This window comes from Segeticoccus rhizosphaerae (assembly GCF_009192725.1).
In the GTDB taxonomy this organism is placed as follows: Bacteria; Actinomycetota; Actinomycetes; order Actinomycetales; family Dermatophilaceae; genus Segeticoccus; species Segeticoccus rhizosphaerae.
In genome coordinates this window covers 1-15,381 of the sequence record NZ_VOHR01000065.1, presented here as the reverse complement: position 1 = coordinate 15,381, position 15,381 = coordinate 1, and the positions used below count along the sequence as shown (strand labels likewise).

General features: G+C 68.1%; 16 protein-coding genes. 10 read left to right on the top strand and 6 right to left on the bottom strand.

The features are described from left to right. Positions 1–903, top strand: a 903-nt coding sequence (locus FRW57_RS24880; protein WP_338055359.1) for an alpha-hydroxy-acid oxidizing protein, incomplete at its 5' end; no start/stop codon positions are given. After that, complete coding sequence (locus FRW57_RS24875) at positions 788–1,171, top strand: alpha-hydroxy acid oxidase (protein WP_338016655.1); 384 nt, start codon at positions 788–790, stop codon at positions 1,169–1,171. The genes FRW57_RS24880 and FRW57_RS24875, both read left to right, overlap by 116 nt. A gap of 211 nt (positions 1,172–1,382) precedes the next feature. On the opposite strand, the gene FRW57_RS07770 is transcribed toward FRW57_RS24875, so the two are convergent. Beyond that, positions 1,383–2,468 (bottom strand): LacI family DNA-binding transcriptional regulator, encoded by a 1,086-nt coding sequence (locus FRW57_RS07770; RefSeq protein ID WP_238384681.1) that lies wholly within the window; start codon positions 2,466–2,468, stop codon positions 1,383–1,385. A gap of 366 nt (positions 2,469–2,834) precedes the next feature. On the opposite strand from FRW57_RS07770, the gene FRW57_RS07765 reads away from it, so the two are divergent. From FRW57_RS07765 to araA, 6 genes are all read left to right on the top strand, one after another. Continuing rightward, the gene (locus FRW57_RS07765; protein WP_202911535.1) at positions 2,835–3,878 is read left to right on the top strand and encodes a substrate-binding domain-containing protein; all 1,044 of its coding nucleotides are present in this window, start codon (positions 2,835–2,837) and stop codon (positions 3,876–3,878) included. A 104-nt stretch (positions 3,879–3,982) separates the two neighbouring features. Beyond that, positions 3,983–4,999 (top strand): ABC transporter permease, encoded by a 1,017-nt coding sequence (locus FRW57_RS07760; RefSeq protein ID WP_137121646.1) that lies wholly within the window; start codon positions 3,983–3,985, stop codon positions 4,997–4,999. A gap of 58 nt (positions 5,000–5,057) precedes the next feature. Next, positions 5,058–5,864: an ATP-binding cassette domain-containing protein gene (locus tag FRW57_RS07755; protein ID WP_137121645.1), complete on the top strand. Its 807-nt coding sequence runs from the start codon at positions 5,058–5,060 to the stop codon at positions 5,862–5,864. Between the two features lie 101 nt (positions 5,865–5,965). Continuing rightward, on the top strand, positions 5,966–7,612 hold the full coding sequence (locus tag FRW57_RS07750; RefSeq protein WP_137121644.1) for a xylulokinase: 1,647 nt from the start codon (positions 5,966–5,968) through the stop codon (positions 7,610–7,612). Beyond that, entirely contained in the window at positions 7,602–8,351 is a 750-nt protein-coding gene (locus tag FRW57_RS07745; protein WP_137121643.1) for an L-ribulose-5-phosphate 4-epimerase, read from the top strand. The genes FRW57_RS07750 and FRW57_RS07745 overlap by 11 nt, the downstream gene beginning before the upstream one ends. Before the next feature lie 2 nt (positions 8,352–8,353). Then, a complete protein-coding gene (gene araA, locus FRW57_RS07740) occupies positions 8,354–9,862 on the top strand; it encodes an L-arabinose isomerase (RefSeq protein ID WP_152185729.1) in 1,509 nt (502 codons plus the stop codon). 96 nt (positions 9,863–9,958) lie between these two features. Here the strand turns inward: araA and FRW57_RS07735 are convergent, their stop codons facing one another. Both FRW57_RS07735 and FRW57_RS07730 read right to left on the bottom strand, forming a co-directional pair. Further along, positions 9,959–10,516 carry a Clp protease N-terminal domain-containing protein gene (locus FRW57_RS07735; RefSeq protein WP_137121642.1) on the bottom strand — a complete coding sequence of 186 codons (558 nt, stop codon included), beginning with the start codon at positions 10,514–10,516 and terminating at the stop codon, positions 9,959–9,961. Beyond that, positions 10,516–10,758 (bottom strand): helix-turn-helix domain-containing protein, encoded by a 243-nt coding sequence (locus FRW57_RS07730; protein WP_137121641.1) that lies wholly within the window; start codon positions 10,756–10,758, stop codon positions 10,516–10,518. Before FRW57_RS07730 ends, FRW57_RS07735 begins: the two co-directional genes overlap by 1 nt. Before the next feature lie 119 nt (positions 10,759–10,877). Here FRW57_RS07730 and FRW57_RS07725 point away from each other — a divergent pair, with 119 nt between their 5' ends. Next, positions 10,878–12,110 carry an MFS transporter gene (locus FRW57_RS07725; protein ID WP_137121640.1) on the top strand — a complete coding sequence of 411 codons (1,233 nt, stop codon included), beginning with the start codon at positions 10,878–10,880 and terminating at the stop codon, positions 12,108–12,110. On the opposite strand, the gene FRW57_RS07720 is transcribed toward FRW57_RS07725, so the two are convergent. The 3 genes from FRW57_RS07720 to FRW57_RS07710 all read right to left on the bottom strand — a co-directional run bounded on the left by FRW57_RS07720 (position 12,103) and on the right by FRW57_RS07710 (position 14,945). Beyond that, positions 12,103–12,918, bottom strand: a complete 816-nt coding sequence (locus FRW57_RS07720) for an ABC transporter permease (RefSeq protein ID WP_202911534.1) — start codon at positions 12,916–12,918, stop codon at positions 12,103–12,105. The genes FRW57_RS07725 and FRW57_RS07720 overlap by 8 nt on opposite strands. Next, entirely contained in the window at positions 12,915–13,844 is a 930-nt protein-coding gene (locus FRW57_RS07715) for an ABC transporter ATP-binding protein (protein ID WP_137121639.1), read from the bottom strand. The genes FRW57_RS07720 and FRW57_RS07715 overlap by 4 nt, the downstream gene beginning before the upstream one ends. A 69-nt stretch (positions 13,845–13,913) precedes the next feature. After that, positions 13,914–14,945, bottom strand: coding sequence for an MFS transporter (locus FRW57_RS07710; protein ID WP_238999369.1), 1,032 nt, complete (start codon positions 14,943–14,945; stop codon positions 13,914–13,916). 97 nt (positions 14,946–15,042) lie between these two features. Here FRW57_RS07710 and FRW57_RS07705 point away from each other — a divergent pair. After that, on the top strand, positions 15,043–15,381 hold a 339-nt coding region (locus FRW57_RS07705), incomplete at its 3' end, for a homocysteine S-methyltransferase family protein (RefSeq protein WP_203230250.1).

Below are 15,381 nucleotides of genomic sequence, written 5' to 3'. Positions count from 1 at the left end.
GGGCGGCGGCGCCAGGAGGCCGTCTACCGGGCCGGCGTCAGCGGTGCGCGCCCCGCCGTGCCCACCGACTGGGGACGGCTCGAGGCCGCGGCCGAGCGCGCGATGAACCGCCGCGCCTTCGCCTACGTGGCGGGCGGCGCGGGCCGCGAGCGCACCATGGACAGCAACCGCGACGGGTTCGACGCCCTGCAGATCGTGCCGCGGGTCCTGCGCGACGTGTCGGAGCGCGACCTGTCCACCAGGCTGTTCGGCCGCACCATCCCGGCTCCCCTCCTGCTGGCGCCGGTGGGTGTGGCAGAGATGGCTCACCGCAGCGCCGACGTGGGTGCCGCCCGGGCCGCGGCCGCCGAGGGGATCCCCATGGCCTTCTCCAACCAGGCCTCACGTTCGATGGAGGAGTGCGCGGCGCAGATGGGTGGCGCACCTCGATGGTTCCAGCTCTACTGGAGCACCATCGACGAACTGGTGGAGAGCTTCCTCGGCCGGGCCGAACGCTGCGGCTGCGAGGCCGTCGTGGTCACGCTCGACACGACGCTGCTGGGTTTGGCGCAGCCGCGACCTCGACCTCGGGTCGCTGCCCTTCAGCCGGGGTCTGGGGATCGCGCAGTACACCAGCGACCCCGTCTTCCGGCGGCTCGTCGCCGAGCGCGTCAGTGCTTCGCGAGGACGGCCGGCACCGCAGCGTCCACTCCTGCGCGCCGCGACGGTCCGGACCCTGATCGACCTGACTCGTGCGCACCCCGGGTCGTTCTGGGACAACCTGCGCTCCCCCGTGCCCCGCGCGGCCGTGGAGCTCTTCCTGGAGAGCTACTCCCGCCCGACGATCACGTGGGACGACCTGGCGTGGCTGCGGGAGCGGACCCGGCTGCCCATCGTCCTCAAGGGAGTCCTGCACCCCGATGACGCGCGCCGGGCTGTCGACCACGGCGTCGACGGGATCGTCGTGAGCAACCACGGCGGGCGGCAGGTCGACGGCGCGATCGGGAGCATGCAGGCGCTGCCGGCCGTGCTCCAGGCGGTCGGCGGTCGCGCGACCGTCCTCCTGGACAGGGGGATCCGCGGGGGCGCCGACGTGTTCAAGGCGCTGCACGTCGGCGCGGAGGCGGTGCTGGTCGGGCGCGCCTGGGCCTACGGCCTGGCCGTGGCGGGCTCGCCGGGGTGCGCGAGGTGATCCGCAACCTGGTGGCCGAACTCGACCTCACGATGGGCCTGTCGGGGTGCCGCACCCTCGCCGACATCCGCGACGCCACGGTGGTGGCCGAGGGGTGAACCCGAGTTCTCGAGCGGGCACGCCGAACAGCGCTCCGGAGACCAACGGGTGCACCGCGAGCTGGACACCCGCCTCTCCACTCGGCCGGACGACGGCCGTCACCACAGCGTGGTCACCGTCCGGAGTGGCGGTTCGGAGCTGGTGAGCTGGTCGACTTGCGCACGATGAGTTCGGGGCGGAGCGGATCAAGAGCATCCGCAGGAGAGATGGCGTGATCCTGCATGGCGGACAGCAGTCCATCCACGGCACGCCGCCCCACGACGTCGAAGTCCTGGTGCACGGTGGTGAGCGGAGGCAGGTAGTGCTCTGCCTCCGGGATGTCGTCGAATCCGACCACTGAGAGGCCATTCGGGACGTTCACTCCGTGGTCATGGGCAGCGTGGATGAAACCGAGAGCCATCTGGTCATTTGCGCAGAAGGCGCCGGTGAAACCGGCATCGGCGATCTGTTGGAAGGCCTCGTAGCCTGACGCCGACGACCAGTCACCATCAGCGACGGCAACCGGGACGGCGCCGACTGACGACAAGAATCGCGCGAATCCTCGCGTCCTCGCTCCGGATTCGGCCCAATCAGATGGGCCCGCAACGAGAGCGACTCGGCGGTGTCCGAGATCCCACAGGTGCTGCGCAGCCAACTCCCCGCCGACCTCGTTGTTGACCGAGAGCGCCGGATCTACGTCTGCGCACTGGACCATCACGACAGGCACCGGCTCGCGCAGCTTCGTCATCGCCTCGGCGGCGCGAACTTGAGGCGCCACCACGATGATTCCTTCGACACCTTCATGGATGAGGTGGTCGACAGCCGCGCTGAACTCGGACACGTCGGTGTCGCGCGGACTGGCCAGCAGGATGGAGTACCCGGAGTCGCGAGCCGCGTCCTCGACGGCACGCAGCACGCTGCTGGGTCCGTAGTAGGCGTGGCTCGCGGTCATGAGCACGCCAACCGTGTAGCTGCGGTTGGTGGCGAGCATCCGCGCCGCCCTGTTCGGCCTGAAGCTGAGCTCGGCCACGGCGTCGAGCACGCGCTGACGGGTGGCCGGGCGCACACTCGGGTGGCCGTTCAGCACACGTGAGACCGTCTGGTGCGAGACATTCGCGAGTTTGGCGACATCACGGATGCTCGCGGTATCACTGGAGTGAGCATGTGTTGTCACACAGTCACCATAGTCAGCGCGGGGAGGGCGCACCTCGATCAGCACGAGTCGGTGGCGCGAGAAGGCAGATCCGACGAGGGTCTTGTTACCGGTCACATTCAGTCGTATCGTGGTCCTCGGACGCACCAAGGACCTGTGCTCGAGGCCATTGATCACCGCTGATGTGCGGCATGTGGCCTTCGCGGACTCTTCGTCGGTCTCGCCGCCGATGGGCCCTGCCCACAAGTGAATAAGGGTCGCATTCCTCTCCTGTTGCCAGGAGAGCTGAGTCGGGTAGTTCGACCACAGAAGGTCATCGCTGGTGAGGCGTTGCGCCGTCCGGGCGCTGCAAAGGAGCAGATGATGGTGAGCAGCTCAACGAACAACAATCAGACGGAGCCGGCGTCGCGGGAGATAACTCGTCGACGGGTCATGCGAAACGCCGGCGTGCTGGGGATCGGCGTGCCTGCACTGACCATGCTGCTCGATGCGTGCAGCGGTGGAAGCAGTGGGGACAAGAGCACTGCCGGGTCAGGCGGTGGACCGTACCCCGGGCACAAGAAATACAAATTCACTCTGGTCAACCACGTCACGACCAACTCGTTCTTCACTCCAACTCGCTACGGCGCCGAGGACGCGTGCGCCATCCTGGGCTGTGACTACAGCTGGACCGGATCTGCGGACTCCATCGTCTCCCAAATGGTCGACGCCATGAACAGCGCGATCACGTCGAACGCCGACGGCATCGGAGTGCCGGTGATCGACAAGACCGCGTTCACCGGCCCGACCAAAAAAGCGTTGGCTGCTGGAATTCCGGTCATCTCGTACAACGCCAACCCGCCGGTTGGCAGCGACACCCCGGTGATGTCCTATATCGGCCAGGACCTCACCCAAGCCGGGGTGGAGGCGGGCAAGCGGATCCTCGCTCAGGTCAAGAAGGGTGACACGGTCGCCTGCATGATCGCCACCCCGGGCACAGGCAACATCCAGCCGCGGGCGGACGGCGCGAAGAGCGTGCTGGAGCCGGCGGGGATCAACTTCGTCCAGGTGGCCACCGGCGCTGCCGAGAGCCAGGAGGTCTCGGCCGTCGAGTCCTGGTTCCAAGGGCACCAGGACGCCAAGTTCCTCTACGCGGTGGACGCCGGCAGCGGCATCGCCGTCGCCAAGACGGTGGCGAAGTTCGCGTCGACCGGCGTCAAGGGCTCCGGCTGGGACGTCGGCACACCGACCCTGCAACAGGTCCAGAAGGGAAGCCTCGACTTCACCATCGACCAGCAGGCCTACCTACAGGGCTTCCTGCCCATCCTGCAGCTGTTCCTCTACCAGGTGTCGGGCGGACTGGTGGCGCCGGTCCAGACCAACACCGGTCTGAAGTTCGTCACCAAGGACAACGTCGGCCCCTACCTGAGCAGCGAGGATCGCTACGAGGGATCCAGCAAGAAGCAGCAGGTCCTCAAGGCTCCGTCGAGCATCTAGGCGAGCTCACCGTGACCAGTCCACCCTCGTCAGAGTCGACTGTCGCCGACGACCAGACGCCGCAGGCCCGTGCCGTCGCACGTCGGCCCTGGTCGAGTCGACTGTTGCAGGGCCAAGAAGTCGTGATCGCGCTGATCGGCGTGGCTCTCGCGATCTTCTTCAGTGTCTATTCCTCGGCGTTCGCCAGTGTCTCGAACGCGTCCACCCTGTCCACGTACGTCGCACCCATCATGATCTTCGGCATCGCCGAGGTATTCGTGCTCACCCTGGGCGAGATCGACCTCTCGGTCGGTGAGGTGTACGTCCTCTCCCCCTTCCTGGTGGTCTACCTGAACGATGCCGGGCTCGGCGTGATCGCCGCCATCATCGTGACGCTGATCATCTGCGCAGTCATCGGATGCGTCAACGGTTTGATCACGGTGCGTCTCGGCGTTCCATCATTCATCACGACGTTGGGCACGGTGTTCGCTCTGAAGGGCATCGTGCTGTTGTCCTCCAACGGGATCCAGGTCAATCCGGCCGGTACCGGCACCATCGCCAACGTTCTTGGCGGCTGGTCCTACTCGTCGATCATCTGGGCGCTCGCCATTGCCGTCGTGGGCCACACCCTCTTTCGGCGCACGACCTTCGGTCTGCACATCACTGCCGTCGGCGGCAACCAGACTGCCTCGGCTGAGGCAGGCGTCAAGGTGGGTGTCGTGAAGATCTGGTGCTTCGTGCTCTGTTCAGTGCTGGGCGGATTCGTCGGATTCCTCGACGGCTACCGCATCGGCAGCCTCAATCCTGGCACCGACGGGCTGATCCTGATGTTCTACGGGGTGGCCGCCGCGGTCATCGGCGGCACGGCGCTGACGGGCGGGCGCGGCACCATGATCGGCGCGGGCATCGGAGCCATTGTGCTCGGAGTCCTCCAAGACGGCTTCAACATCATCGGCATCAACGCCTTCGCCTACCAGCTCGTGCTGGGCTTGGCGATCCTCGGTGCCATGATCCTCAACGTCCAGCTGGAACTGGCGAGATCCGGGCAGGGAGCTGGAGTCTACGGATCACTGGCCCGAACGTTGATGCGGTTGCGGACCGGGGGAGCCGGCCGCCGGCGACGAGAACGAGTCGCCAAATGAGCGCGGCGAACGGCAGCGGGACGACCATACGGGTGACCAAGGGCCGGGAGTGGGCGAGATGACCCAGGAAGCAGTGGCCGGGAGTCCGGCACCCTCAGCTGAGCACGTCATGCAGGTGGAAGGAATCACCAAGAGCTTCGGTGCGGTGAGCGTGCTTCGTGGCGTCGACCTGCACCTGGAGCCCGGCGAGGTGCTGGGCGTGGTCGGGGCCAACGGCGCAGGCAAGTCCACCCTGGTCAAGATCATCACCGGCTATCTGTCGCCGGACAGCGGCCAGATGTATCTGGGTGGCGAGCCGGTGCACCTGAGGTCTGTGCAGGACGCTCGACGCCATGGCATCGAAACCGTCTTCCAGGACCTGGCACTCGTCGACCAACTATCCGTTTACCACAATCTCTTCCTGAACCGCGAGACGACGACCGGTGGTCGACTGCGGTTCCTGAACAACCGGCGGATGCGAGCCGACGCGCGGCGATACCTGCACAACATCCAGGTCGACATCCCCTCGGTGGATGTGCCCGTGGAGAAGCTGTCCGGCGGTCAGCGACAGGCGATCGCCGTCGCTCGGGCCACCAGACGAGATGATGTCAAGATCCTGCTGCTGGACGAGCCCTTGGCCGCCATGGGGGCCAAGGAGGCGAAGCTCATCATCGACCTGGTGCAGAACCTCGCCCGGACCCGTGGCGTGTCGATGCTGGTGATCGATCACAACTACACCCACATCTTTGAGCTCTGCGACCGGGTCAACGTGGTCGAGCAAGGGCGGGTCACCCTCGACAAGCGCACAAAGGACACCTCCCTGGCAGAGCTCACCGAGTTCATGGTCTCTTCCTACCGCCAGCAAATCGAAGAGGACTCCGCCTAGCCCAGTGTCTGCATCGGTCTCCCAGGAGATCGCCGCAAGAGATGGGAAGGGCCGCGGTTGTGGCCGATTTATCGTCGCCACCTGATCAGAAGGACGTGGACATGGCTCAGGAACAGGTCGGGCGTCGCCTGGGCACGTCGAGCGGGTCGGATTCAGCCGGCGCGGACGATTCGCGCCGAGCGGTCGCCGAGGGCAGGACCTGTCTCGGCCTCGAGCTGGGATCCACCCGGATCAAGGCATGCCTGATCGGGCCGGACCATCGTCCGATCGCGACCGGGAGCCATAGCTGGGCGAACGAATTCGACCACGGCACCTGGACCTACGACCTCCTCGACGTCGTGGCCGGCCTGCAGGCCGCCTTCAGCGACCTCTCCACCCAGATCGAGCAGCGCTACCAGGTGCGCCCGGCCACCTTCCGAGCGCTCGGTGTGTCGGCGATGATGCACGGCTATCTCGCGCTCGACGCCGACAACCTGCCTCTCGTCCCGTTTCGAACGTGGCGCAACACGTCGACAGGGCGCGCAGCTGCCGAGCTGAGTCATCGGCTCGGGCAGAACATCCCGCTTCGCTGGTCGGTCGCCCACCTCTACCAGGCAGTCCTCGACGACGAGCCGCACGTGCGGCAGATCGATCACCTGACGACACTGGCCGGATACGTGCACTGGCGCCTGACCGGGCTCAAGGTACTCGGGGTGGGCGACGCCGCCGGCATGTTCCCGATCGATCCGGCGACCGGCACCTACGACGCGCACATGCTGGCGTCCGCGAACGAGCTCCTGGCCGAGCACGGCTACGAAGGTGAGCTCGCGGCCGTTCTCCCGTCCGTGCTCCTCGCGGGCCAGGAGGCCGGTCGCCTCACGCCCGGCGGCGCGGCCCTCCTCGACCCAAGCGGCACACTTCAGCCCGGCATCCCGCTGTGTCCACCCGAGGGAGATGCCGGCACGGGAATGGTGGCGACGCACTCGATCTCGCCACGCACCGGCAACGTCAGCGTGGGGACCAGCGTGTTCGCGATGGTGGTCCTGGACAAGCCACTCCAGCAGGTGCACCATGCGATCGACGTCGTCGCGACCCCCACCGGGACTCCCGTCGCCATGGTTCACTGCAACAACGGGGCAAGCGAGCTCCAGGCGTGGGCGTCCGTCTTCGAGCAGTTCGCAACGGCCCTCGGATGCGATGCCGATGCTGACGCAGTCTTCGAGGTGCTGCTGCGGGGGGCTCTGGCAGGCGAGCCGGACTGTGGCGGCATCCTCGCGTACAACCATCTGGCAGGCGAGCCGATCGCCGGTGACCTTGCCGGGGGCCGGCCACTGGTGGTGCGCACTCCCGACAGCCACCTGAGTCTCGCCAATTTCGCCCGCGCCATGGTCTTCGGGGTCTTCGGGACCCTGATGATCGGTATGCGGGTGCTTGCGGAGTCGGGAGTTCGCCTCGACGTGCTCTTCGCCCACGGCGGCCTGTTTCGGACAAAGGGGCTCGTGCAGGGGCTCCTCGCGGCGGCCGCCGACACGCCTGTCTCCGTGGGCCGCTCGGCACCGGACGGGGGCGCGTGGGGCATCGCCCTCTTGGCCGCCTTTCTGAAGTCGTCGGAGTCGGATCTCGAGCACTTTCTCTCCTCCGAGGTGTTCGTGGACGAAGAGCTCGAAGTGACAGACCCCGATTCCCGCGACGTGCGCGGCTTTGACGCGTTCCTCGAGCGCTACACGGCAGGACTTGAGCTGCAACGGGTGGCAGTCGATGTTCTCTGACACGGTGGCAGCCGCGGTGCAGTCCGCTCGAGGAAACCTGGCGTTGCTGCACGCCGAACTCCCACGCTGGGGCCTGGTCGTGTGGACCGCCGGCAATGTGTCCCAGCGGATCCTGGTCGATCCGCAGGCCGGCCCGGGCACCGGCGACCTGCTCGTGATCAAGCCCTCGGGAGTGACCTATGACGAGCTGACACCCGAGGCCATGGTCGTGTGCGACCTGGACGGCAACCTCGTCGAGGGAGAGCGGGTGCCGTCCTCGGACACCGCCGCGCATGCCTACGTGTATCGGCACCTGCCACACGTCGGCGGAGTTGCACACACTCACTCGACCTACGCCACGGCGTGGGCGGCGCGCGGCGAGGAGATCCCGTGCGTCCTGACGATGATGGCGGACGAGTTCGGCGGCCCGATCCCCGTCGGGCCGTTTGCCGTCATCGGAGATGACTCGATCGGCCGCGGCATCGTTGCGACGCTGCGCGAGTCGCGCTCCCCAGCCGTCCTGATGCGCAACCACGGCCCCTTCACGATCGGCGGTGACGCGCAGTCGGCGGTGAAGGCGGCGGTGATGCTCGAGGAGGTGGCGCGGACGATCCACATCTCGCGCCAGCTCGGCGCGCCCGTGCCGATAGCAGCGGAGGCGATCGACTCCCTGTACGACCGATATCAGAACGCCTACGGGCAAAGCGAGTCGGCGTCAGCGGAGTCGAGCATGAGCCAAGAAAGGCAGGGGCCAGCGTGACGATGGAGAACCCCTTTGAGGGTCGCGAGATCTGGTTTCTCACCGGAAGCCAGAACCTCTACGGCGAGGGCGTGCTCGCCCAGGTGACTCGGCAGTCGCAGGAGGTGGCCGCGCTGCTCGACACGGCCCCTGACGTGCCTGTTCAGGTCGTCTGGAAGCCGGTGCTGAAGGAATCGGAGGAGATCCGGCGGCTGATGCTCGAGGCCGCCTCGGATGACCGCTGCATAGGCCTGGTTGCGTGGATGCACACCTTCAGCCCGGCGAAGATGTGGATCCGCGGGTTGAGCATCCTGTCCACGCCGCTCCTGCAGCTGCATACCCAGGTCAACGTCGAGCTGCCGTGGTCGACCATCGACATGGATTTCATGAACCTCAACCAGGCTGCACACGGCGACCGGGAGTTCGGCTACATCCTGAGCCGTATGTCGATCAGGCGGAAGGTCGTCGTCGGCCACGTTTCCGACTCGCGAGTGCGGGCGGAGGTCGGCACGTGGGCCCGGTCCGCTGTGGCTCTGGCGGAGCTGCGTTCATTGCGGCTCGCCCGCTTCGGGGACAACATGCGCAATGTCGCCGTCACTGACGGGGACAAGACCGAGGCAGAGGCAGTGTTCGGTGTCTCGGTGAACACGTGGGCGGTCAACGACCTTGTCGAGCACGTTCACGAAGCGTCGGATGACGCGGTCAGCGACCTCGTGGAGGAGTACCGGGAGCTGTATGACGTCGCGCCCGAGCTGCGCGCCGGTGGTGCCCGACACGAGTCCCTTCGGTACGGCGCCAGGATCGAGCTCGGGCTGCGGTCGTTTCTGGGAGAGGGCCGGTTCAGGGCGTTCACCACGAATTTCGAGGATCTCGGGGCACTGCGTCAGCTGCCCGGGCTCGCGGTGCAGCGACTGATGGCCGATGGTTACGGGTTCGGGGCCGAAGGCGACTGGAAGACAGCGCTCCTGGTGCGCGCCGCCAAGGTCATGGGATATGGCCTGCCTGGCGGAGCCTCTCTCATGGAGGACTACACCTATGACCTCACACCCGGGGCCGAGTTGATCCTTGGCGCACACATGCTGGAGGTCTGCCCCAGCCTCACCACATCGCGGCCGCGGGTCGAGCTCCATCCGTTGGCCATCGGCGCCCGGGAGGATCCGGTCCGCCTCGTGTTCGAGGCCGACTCCGGCCCCGGACTCGTCGTCGCCATGATTGACGTGGGTGACCGGCTGAGGCTTGTCGCGAACATCGTGGAGGTGGTCCCGTCGCCCCAGAAGCTTCCGCGGCTGCCCGTCGGTCACGCCATCTGGGCCCCGCAGCCGGACCTCTCGACGTCAGCGACCGCGTGGTTGCTCGCAGGTGGGGCACACCACACGGTCATGACGACCGCGCTCACCCGTCAGGCCTTCGAGGATCTGGCCAGGATGGTGGCTGCCGAGCTCGTCGTGATCGACCGTGGCACCACTGTGCGCGAGATCGAACGGGAGCTGCGGTGGAACGCCGCCTACCACCGAATGGCCAACGGGATCTAGTGCCGCTCGTCGCTCCTTCGCTGGCCGGACTCGTCGTCGCGAACGCTGTGCCATTCAGTCAGCCGGGCACCCTCGCGAAGACGTCGCCGTGCGGTGTCAGCCCGCGCGGCGGAGCGCCTCCAGGACCGCTGTTTTGACCGCCCGATGGCTGAGTCCCAGCTCGGCGAACACGGCGCCCACCACTCCCTGGTCGATCCGCAACAGGCCCAACAGGATGTGCTCCGTGCCGATGTAGTTGTGCTTCAGGGCGATGGCCTCGCGCAGGGCCAGCTCGAGGACCTTCTTGGCGTCCTTGGCAAAGCGGAGGTGGCGGCTCTTTCCCGACTGTGACGGGTCTGCGCACTCGGCGCCGAGGTTGTCCTCGACGCTCTTGCGGACCTCGTCGAGGTCGATCCCGATGGCCTGGAGCGCTTCTGCGTCCCCTTCGTCCAGTCCTCCGCGGCGACGGTGGTCCTGCAACCTCACCACCGCCGCGCGTACCTGCTCCGACCCGACCCCGAGGTCGCCGAGGACGCGCACGGCGAGCGATTCCTCGTCTTCGAGCACCCCCAGCAGCAGGTGGTCTGATCGGACCTCGCTCGCTCCCGCGTCGCGAGCAACCCGCTGGCCACGCTCGACGACGGTGCGTGCGCGTTTGGTGAACCGTTCGAACATCACGCCTCCCGACCTGTGCGCCCGACGAGCCGGCCTCGCCGGGCATGCTTCTTGTGGACTGCCTGCCGGCTGACTCCGAGGACCTCGGCGATCTCCTGCCAGGACCACCCACTCGCGCGGGCGCTGGCCACCTGGGTCGCCTCCAGCTGCTCGAGCAACCGACGCAACGCGGCGACGGCCCGCAGGCCCGTCGCCGGGTCGCGGTCGGCCGCCGCACTGGCCAACTTCGTCGCGTTCGACATGACGTCAACCTACGTTGACGCGGCGAGTCTGTCAACCCATGTTGACGAGAGGCGTCGTCGCGGCACTACTCGACCCACGGCATACATTGTGGCTGGTGGATGACCGCGAAGGAGCAGCGATGAAGCGTGCCGACGACTCGGACCGTTCCGGGTCAACCGGCGACTGCGGCGGGCTGGCCGCTCCCCCGTCCGTCAACCGGCGCGGTGTCGCCCTCATCAGCGCGGCTCACGTGGTCGACGACATCTACCAGGGCGCCGTCCCCGCCATCTTGCCGTTCCTGGTCGCGGAACGGCACTACACGTATGCCGCCGTCTCCGGCCTGACGCTCGCCGCGACGGTGCTCTCGTCGGTGGCTCAGCCGGCGTTCGGCTGGTGGACCGACCGCAAGCCTCGGCGGTGGCTGATTCCCCTGGGCATGCTCACCGCCGCTGTGGGAATCGCCCTGTCCGGGCTGACCTCCAGCTATGCGTTGACCTGGCTGGTGATTGCAGTGTCCGGGCTGGGGATCGCCGCCTTCCACCCCAGCGCGGCGCGGGCCGCTCGACAGGCCTCTGGTAACAGCACCAGGGCCATGAGTGTCTTCGCCCTGGGCGGCAATGCCGGATTTGCGCTCGGATCGCTGCTGACCACACCGATCCTCATCGTCGCCGGCCTGCGGGGCACGGTGCTGCTGGTCGTGCCGGCAGTGCTCATGGCCGTCCTACTCGTGGTCCGCCTTTCCCACGTCCTGGACGGCCGACCCGGCCGACCGAGGAACAGGAGCATGCCGACCGGAGTGGACAACTGGTCTGCCTTCGGGCGACTCACTGCCGTGGTGGTCGTGCGCTCGGTGCTGTTCTTCGGCATCTCGTCGTTCATCGCGCTCTACTTCATCCATCGCCTCGGGGCGTCCACCGCGGTCGGCGGAGCAGCCCTGACGACCTTCCTGGTGGCCGGAGCGATGGGAACGCTACTCGGCGGCTGGATGGCCGACCGCTACAGCCGGCTCGCCTCCGTCCGCACTGGATTCGCGCTGACCGTGCCGGGCGTCGCGGGGCTGGTCCTGTCGCCCGGCCTCGAAGTGGCCTTCGTGTTCGTCGTGATCACCGGGATCGCGCTCTACCTGCCATTCGGCGTCTTCGTGGTGCTGGGCCAGGACTACCTGCCGAACCGGATCGGCACGGCCAGCGGCGTGACCGTCGGCCTGGCTGTGAGCGTCGGTGGCCTGTTCAGCCCGCTGCTCGGCTGGCTCGCCGACCAGACCAGCCTTCGGGTCTCGCTCGCCGTGCTGGTCGTGCTGCCCCTGGTCGCACTCCTGCTGACCAGGGGCCTGCACGACCCGGCAGCCGGTCGGCCGCAGCGCGTTACTTGATCTCGGAGCGCAGCAGCCGCCAGAGCCCGCCGGCGAGCGGCAACACCACCCAGATCGCGACCGCCGACCCGAGGTGTGCCCAGCTCGAGCCGTCGACGCCGCCTCCGCCCTGGTAGGGACCGAGAGCGAACTGCAGGTCGGCCCAGGGCTGGACGTGATCGTGCAGCCACGGCACAACGGATCCGACGATGGCCCAGGCGCTGGGCAGGGCGAAGATCAGCACGATCGCCGCGGCCGAGCTCATGATGAGCATGCCGAACCCGAATCCCTGGAGCAGGGCGATCAGCTGCCCCATCGAGGCGTAGCCGACCTCCGTGGCCGACAGGTTCCACGAACCACCGCCGTCGCGCAACAGGCCAGCCAGGACGGTGCCGACGGCCCCGAGCACAAAGGACACCAGGATCGCGCCGGCAGCGGCGACAAGGCTGGTGAGCAGCTTTGCGGTGATCACGCGTGAGCGCCGCGGCTCCAGCGTGAAGGTGACCAGGCCAGTGCGCTGGCTCCACTCGCTGGTCACGAGGAGAATCGCCAGGACCGGCAGGAGGACGCCGGTCGGGATGTTCATCATGCCGAAGAAGGTGGCGTAGGAGAGGTCCTCGGCGTCGGCGAACACCAGCATGGCACCCGTGATGACCGCCGCGATGAGGCCCATCGACACGACGAGCCAGAAGCCGGCACGAGTGTCGACCAGTTTGCGCAGCTCGACCCTGACCAGACGCGTCATCGGCACCGGAGGTGCCGCGGTGTCCACCGGGACGGGCGGGGCGGGTGGCGCGATCGTGAGTGCATTCATACCGGGGTAACTCATGCCGGGACTCCTTCGAGGACGGGCTCGGCCGCTGCGCGCTCTTCGCGCTGGGTGTCGGCGGTGAGCTGCAGGAACATCTCTTCCAGCCCGGCGCCGTCAGCAGCGCGGAGCTCTTCGAGCGCGACGCCCGCAGCCGCGGCCGCCCGCCCGACGTCGGCGGGTGAGGCCTCGGTCCGCAGGCCGGCGTCCCCCGACGTCACTGCCTCGATCCCTGCCTCTCGCAGCGCTCGCTGTAGTGCTCCCTGGTCCAGTGCCTTGACGAACGTCCCGGCGTTTCGCAACAGCTCCGCCTTGGTGCCACGCGCCACGATCCGCCCCTGGCCGATCACCAGCAGCTCGTCGGCGATGACCTCGACCTCGTGCAGCAGGTGCGAGGACAGCAGGACCGTGCCGCCCTGGTCGGCGTAGTCCCGCAGCAGTCCACGCATCCAGTGGATCCCGGCCGGGTCGAGACCGTTCGCCGGCTCATCGAGGATCAGGATCCTCGGGTCACCGAGCAGGGCGTGAGCGATGCCGAGCCGCTGACGCATTCCCAGCGAGTAGTTGCGGATCCGCCGCCGCGACTCGTCGGGGGCCAGGCTGACGCGTTCGAGCATCTCGTCGACCCGACGCGACGGCAGCCCCATCGCCAGGGCCCCGAGGGTCAACACCTCGCGACCGGTCCGTCCCGCGTGCTGTGCAGACGCGTCAAGAAGGATCCCGATCTGGGTGCCCGGGTTGGGGACGTCGTGGTAGTGGTGACCCCCGATGGTCGCCGTGCCGCTGGTGGCCGGCGTCAGTCCGGCGATGATGCGCATGGTCGTGGTCTTGCCCGCGCCGTTGGGCCCGAGGAACCCGGTCACCGAGCCCGGCCGGCAGGCGAAGGAGACGTCGTCGACGGCACGGAAGCTGCCGTAAGTCTTGCTGAGTCGTTCAACTGTGATCATGCCTGAGAGTCTTCTGGCAGCAAGGGGATTCCCGCTATGGGGGACGCACCTGATTCGAGGTCCGCAAGGTCAGGGTGCCCCTGAGAGGCGCTCAGGGTCACCCTGAGCCCGCGGCCCGCCGACCGGGCCCCGCCTCCGATCCACCAGGACCGAGACGCCGGCGACGACGAGTCCCGCCAGCGCCAGCACCACGCCGATCCGGCTGGGCCACTCGTAACCGTAGCCGGCCGACAGCACGAGGCTGCCCAACCACGCGCCGAGGGCGTTGGCGATGTTGAGGGTCGAGTGGTTGAGGGCCGCCGCGAGTGACTGGCCCTCCCGGGCCACGTCCATCAGCCGGGTCTGCAGCATCGGCACCAGGATCGAGGGGACGAGTCCGAGCAGGAAGACGACCAGCACCGCCGTCACGGGTTGCCGCACCGCGAACCCGAAGGCCCCCAGCACCATGGCGACCGCGACGAGGGACAGGACGATTCCGCGCATGACCCCGCGCTGGGCAACCCGCCCGGCCAGCATGGCGCCCGCCGTCATCCCGACCCCGTAGATCGCGAGGACCACCGGGATCGCCCCGTCGGGGAAACCGCCCAGCGTGGTCATCGTGGGCGCGATGTAGGAGTAGGTGGCGAACATCCCGCCGAATCCGACCGTGCCGATGAGGAGCGCCAGCCAGACCTGTAGCCGCTTCAGCGCTCCCAGCTCGGCCCGCATCGAGGCCTGTCCTTCGTGCGGCTGGGGCGGCACCCATCGCCGGGTGGCCACCAGGGTGACGAGCGCGATCACCCCGACCAGGGCATACGGGTACTGCCACCCGAGGCGCTGCCCGACCCAGGTGGTCACCGGCACGCCCACGACATTGGCGGTGGTCAGCCCCGCCAGCACCATGGACACCGCCCACGTGCGGCGGCGCAGCGGCACGAGGGACGCGGCAAGCAGAGCGGCCACCCCCAAGAAGGCACCGTGCGGGAGCCCGGAGACGAATCGGGCGATCATCAGCAGCGGATAGCTGGAGGCCAGCGCGGAGCTCACGTTGCCGATGGCGAATCCACCGATCGCCAGCGCGAACAGGGCGAGGTTGACGTGGGTGCGGTCGCTCCGCTCCACCCGCCGGCGCCTGGAGGGGCGGGCGGGGGCCGGCAGGGGCGTGCTCACTGGATGGGGTCTCCGGAGATGGTGGTGGCGGCGCGACGACAATGGTCGCATGACCGCCTTCCGCTCTGCCCTTTGCGCGGGCCCCGTGGTGCTCGACGGTGGCCTCGCGACCCAGTTGGAGGCCTCGGGCCAGGACCTGTCCGGCCACCTGTGGTCGGCCGGCCTGCTGGCCGAGGCACCCGAGGCCATCACGGCGGCGCACCTCGACTTCTTCCGCGCGGGCGCCCGAGTCGCGACGACGGCGACCTACCAGGCGAGCTTCGACGGTTTCGCCTCGGTCGGCGTGCCACGGTCCGAGGTGGCGACCCTGCTGCGGCGCGGCGTCGAGCTGGCCGACGTCGCCCGACAGCGGGTCGACGCGTCGGAGCCGCTGTTCGTCGCCGCCTCG

Coding starts and splice junctions, on each gene's coding strand:
- FRW57_RS07765 (WP_202911535.1), top strand. CDS start 2,835: ATGCGAAACGCCGGCGTGCTGGGGATCGGCGTGCCTGCACTGACCATG.
- FRW57_RS07755 (WP_137121645.1), top strand. CDS start 5,058: ATGACCCAGGAAGCAGTGGCCGGGAGTCCGGCACCCTCAGCTGAGCAC.
- FRW57_RS07750 (WP_137121644.1), top strand. CDS start 5,966: ATGGCTCAGGAACAGGTCGGGCGTCGCCTGGGCACGTCGAGCGGGTCG.
- FRW57_RS07745 (WP_137121643.1), top strand. CDS start 7,602: ATGTTCTCTGACACGGTGGCAGCCGCGGTGCAGTCCGCTCGAGGAAAC.
- araA (WP_152185729.1), top strand. CDS start 8,354: ATGGAGAACCCCTTTGAGGGTCGCGAGATCTGGTTTCTCACCGGAAGC.
- FRW57_RS07735 (WP_137121642.1), bottom strand. CDS start 10,516: ATGTTCGAACGGTTCACCAAACGCGCACGCACCGTCGTCGAGCGTGGC.
- FRW57_RS07730 (WP_137121641.1), bottom strand. CDS start 10,758: ATGTCGAACGCGACGAAGTTGGCCAGTGCGGCGGCCGACCGCGACCCG.
- FRW57_RS07725 (WP_137121640.1), top strand. CDS start 10,878: ATGAAGCGTGCCGACGACTCGGACCGTTCCGGGTCAACCGGCGACTGC.
- FRW57_RS07720 (WP_202911534.1), bottom strand. CDS start 12,918: ATGAGTTACCCCGGTATGAATGCACTCACGATCGCGCCACCCGCCCCG.
- FRW57_RS07715 (WP_137121639.1), bottom strand. CDS start 13,844: ATGATCACAGTTGAACGACTCAGCAAGACTTACGGCAGCTTCCGTGCC.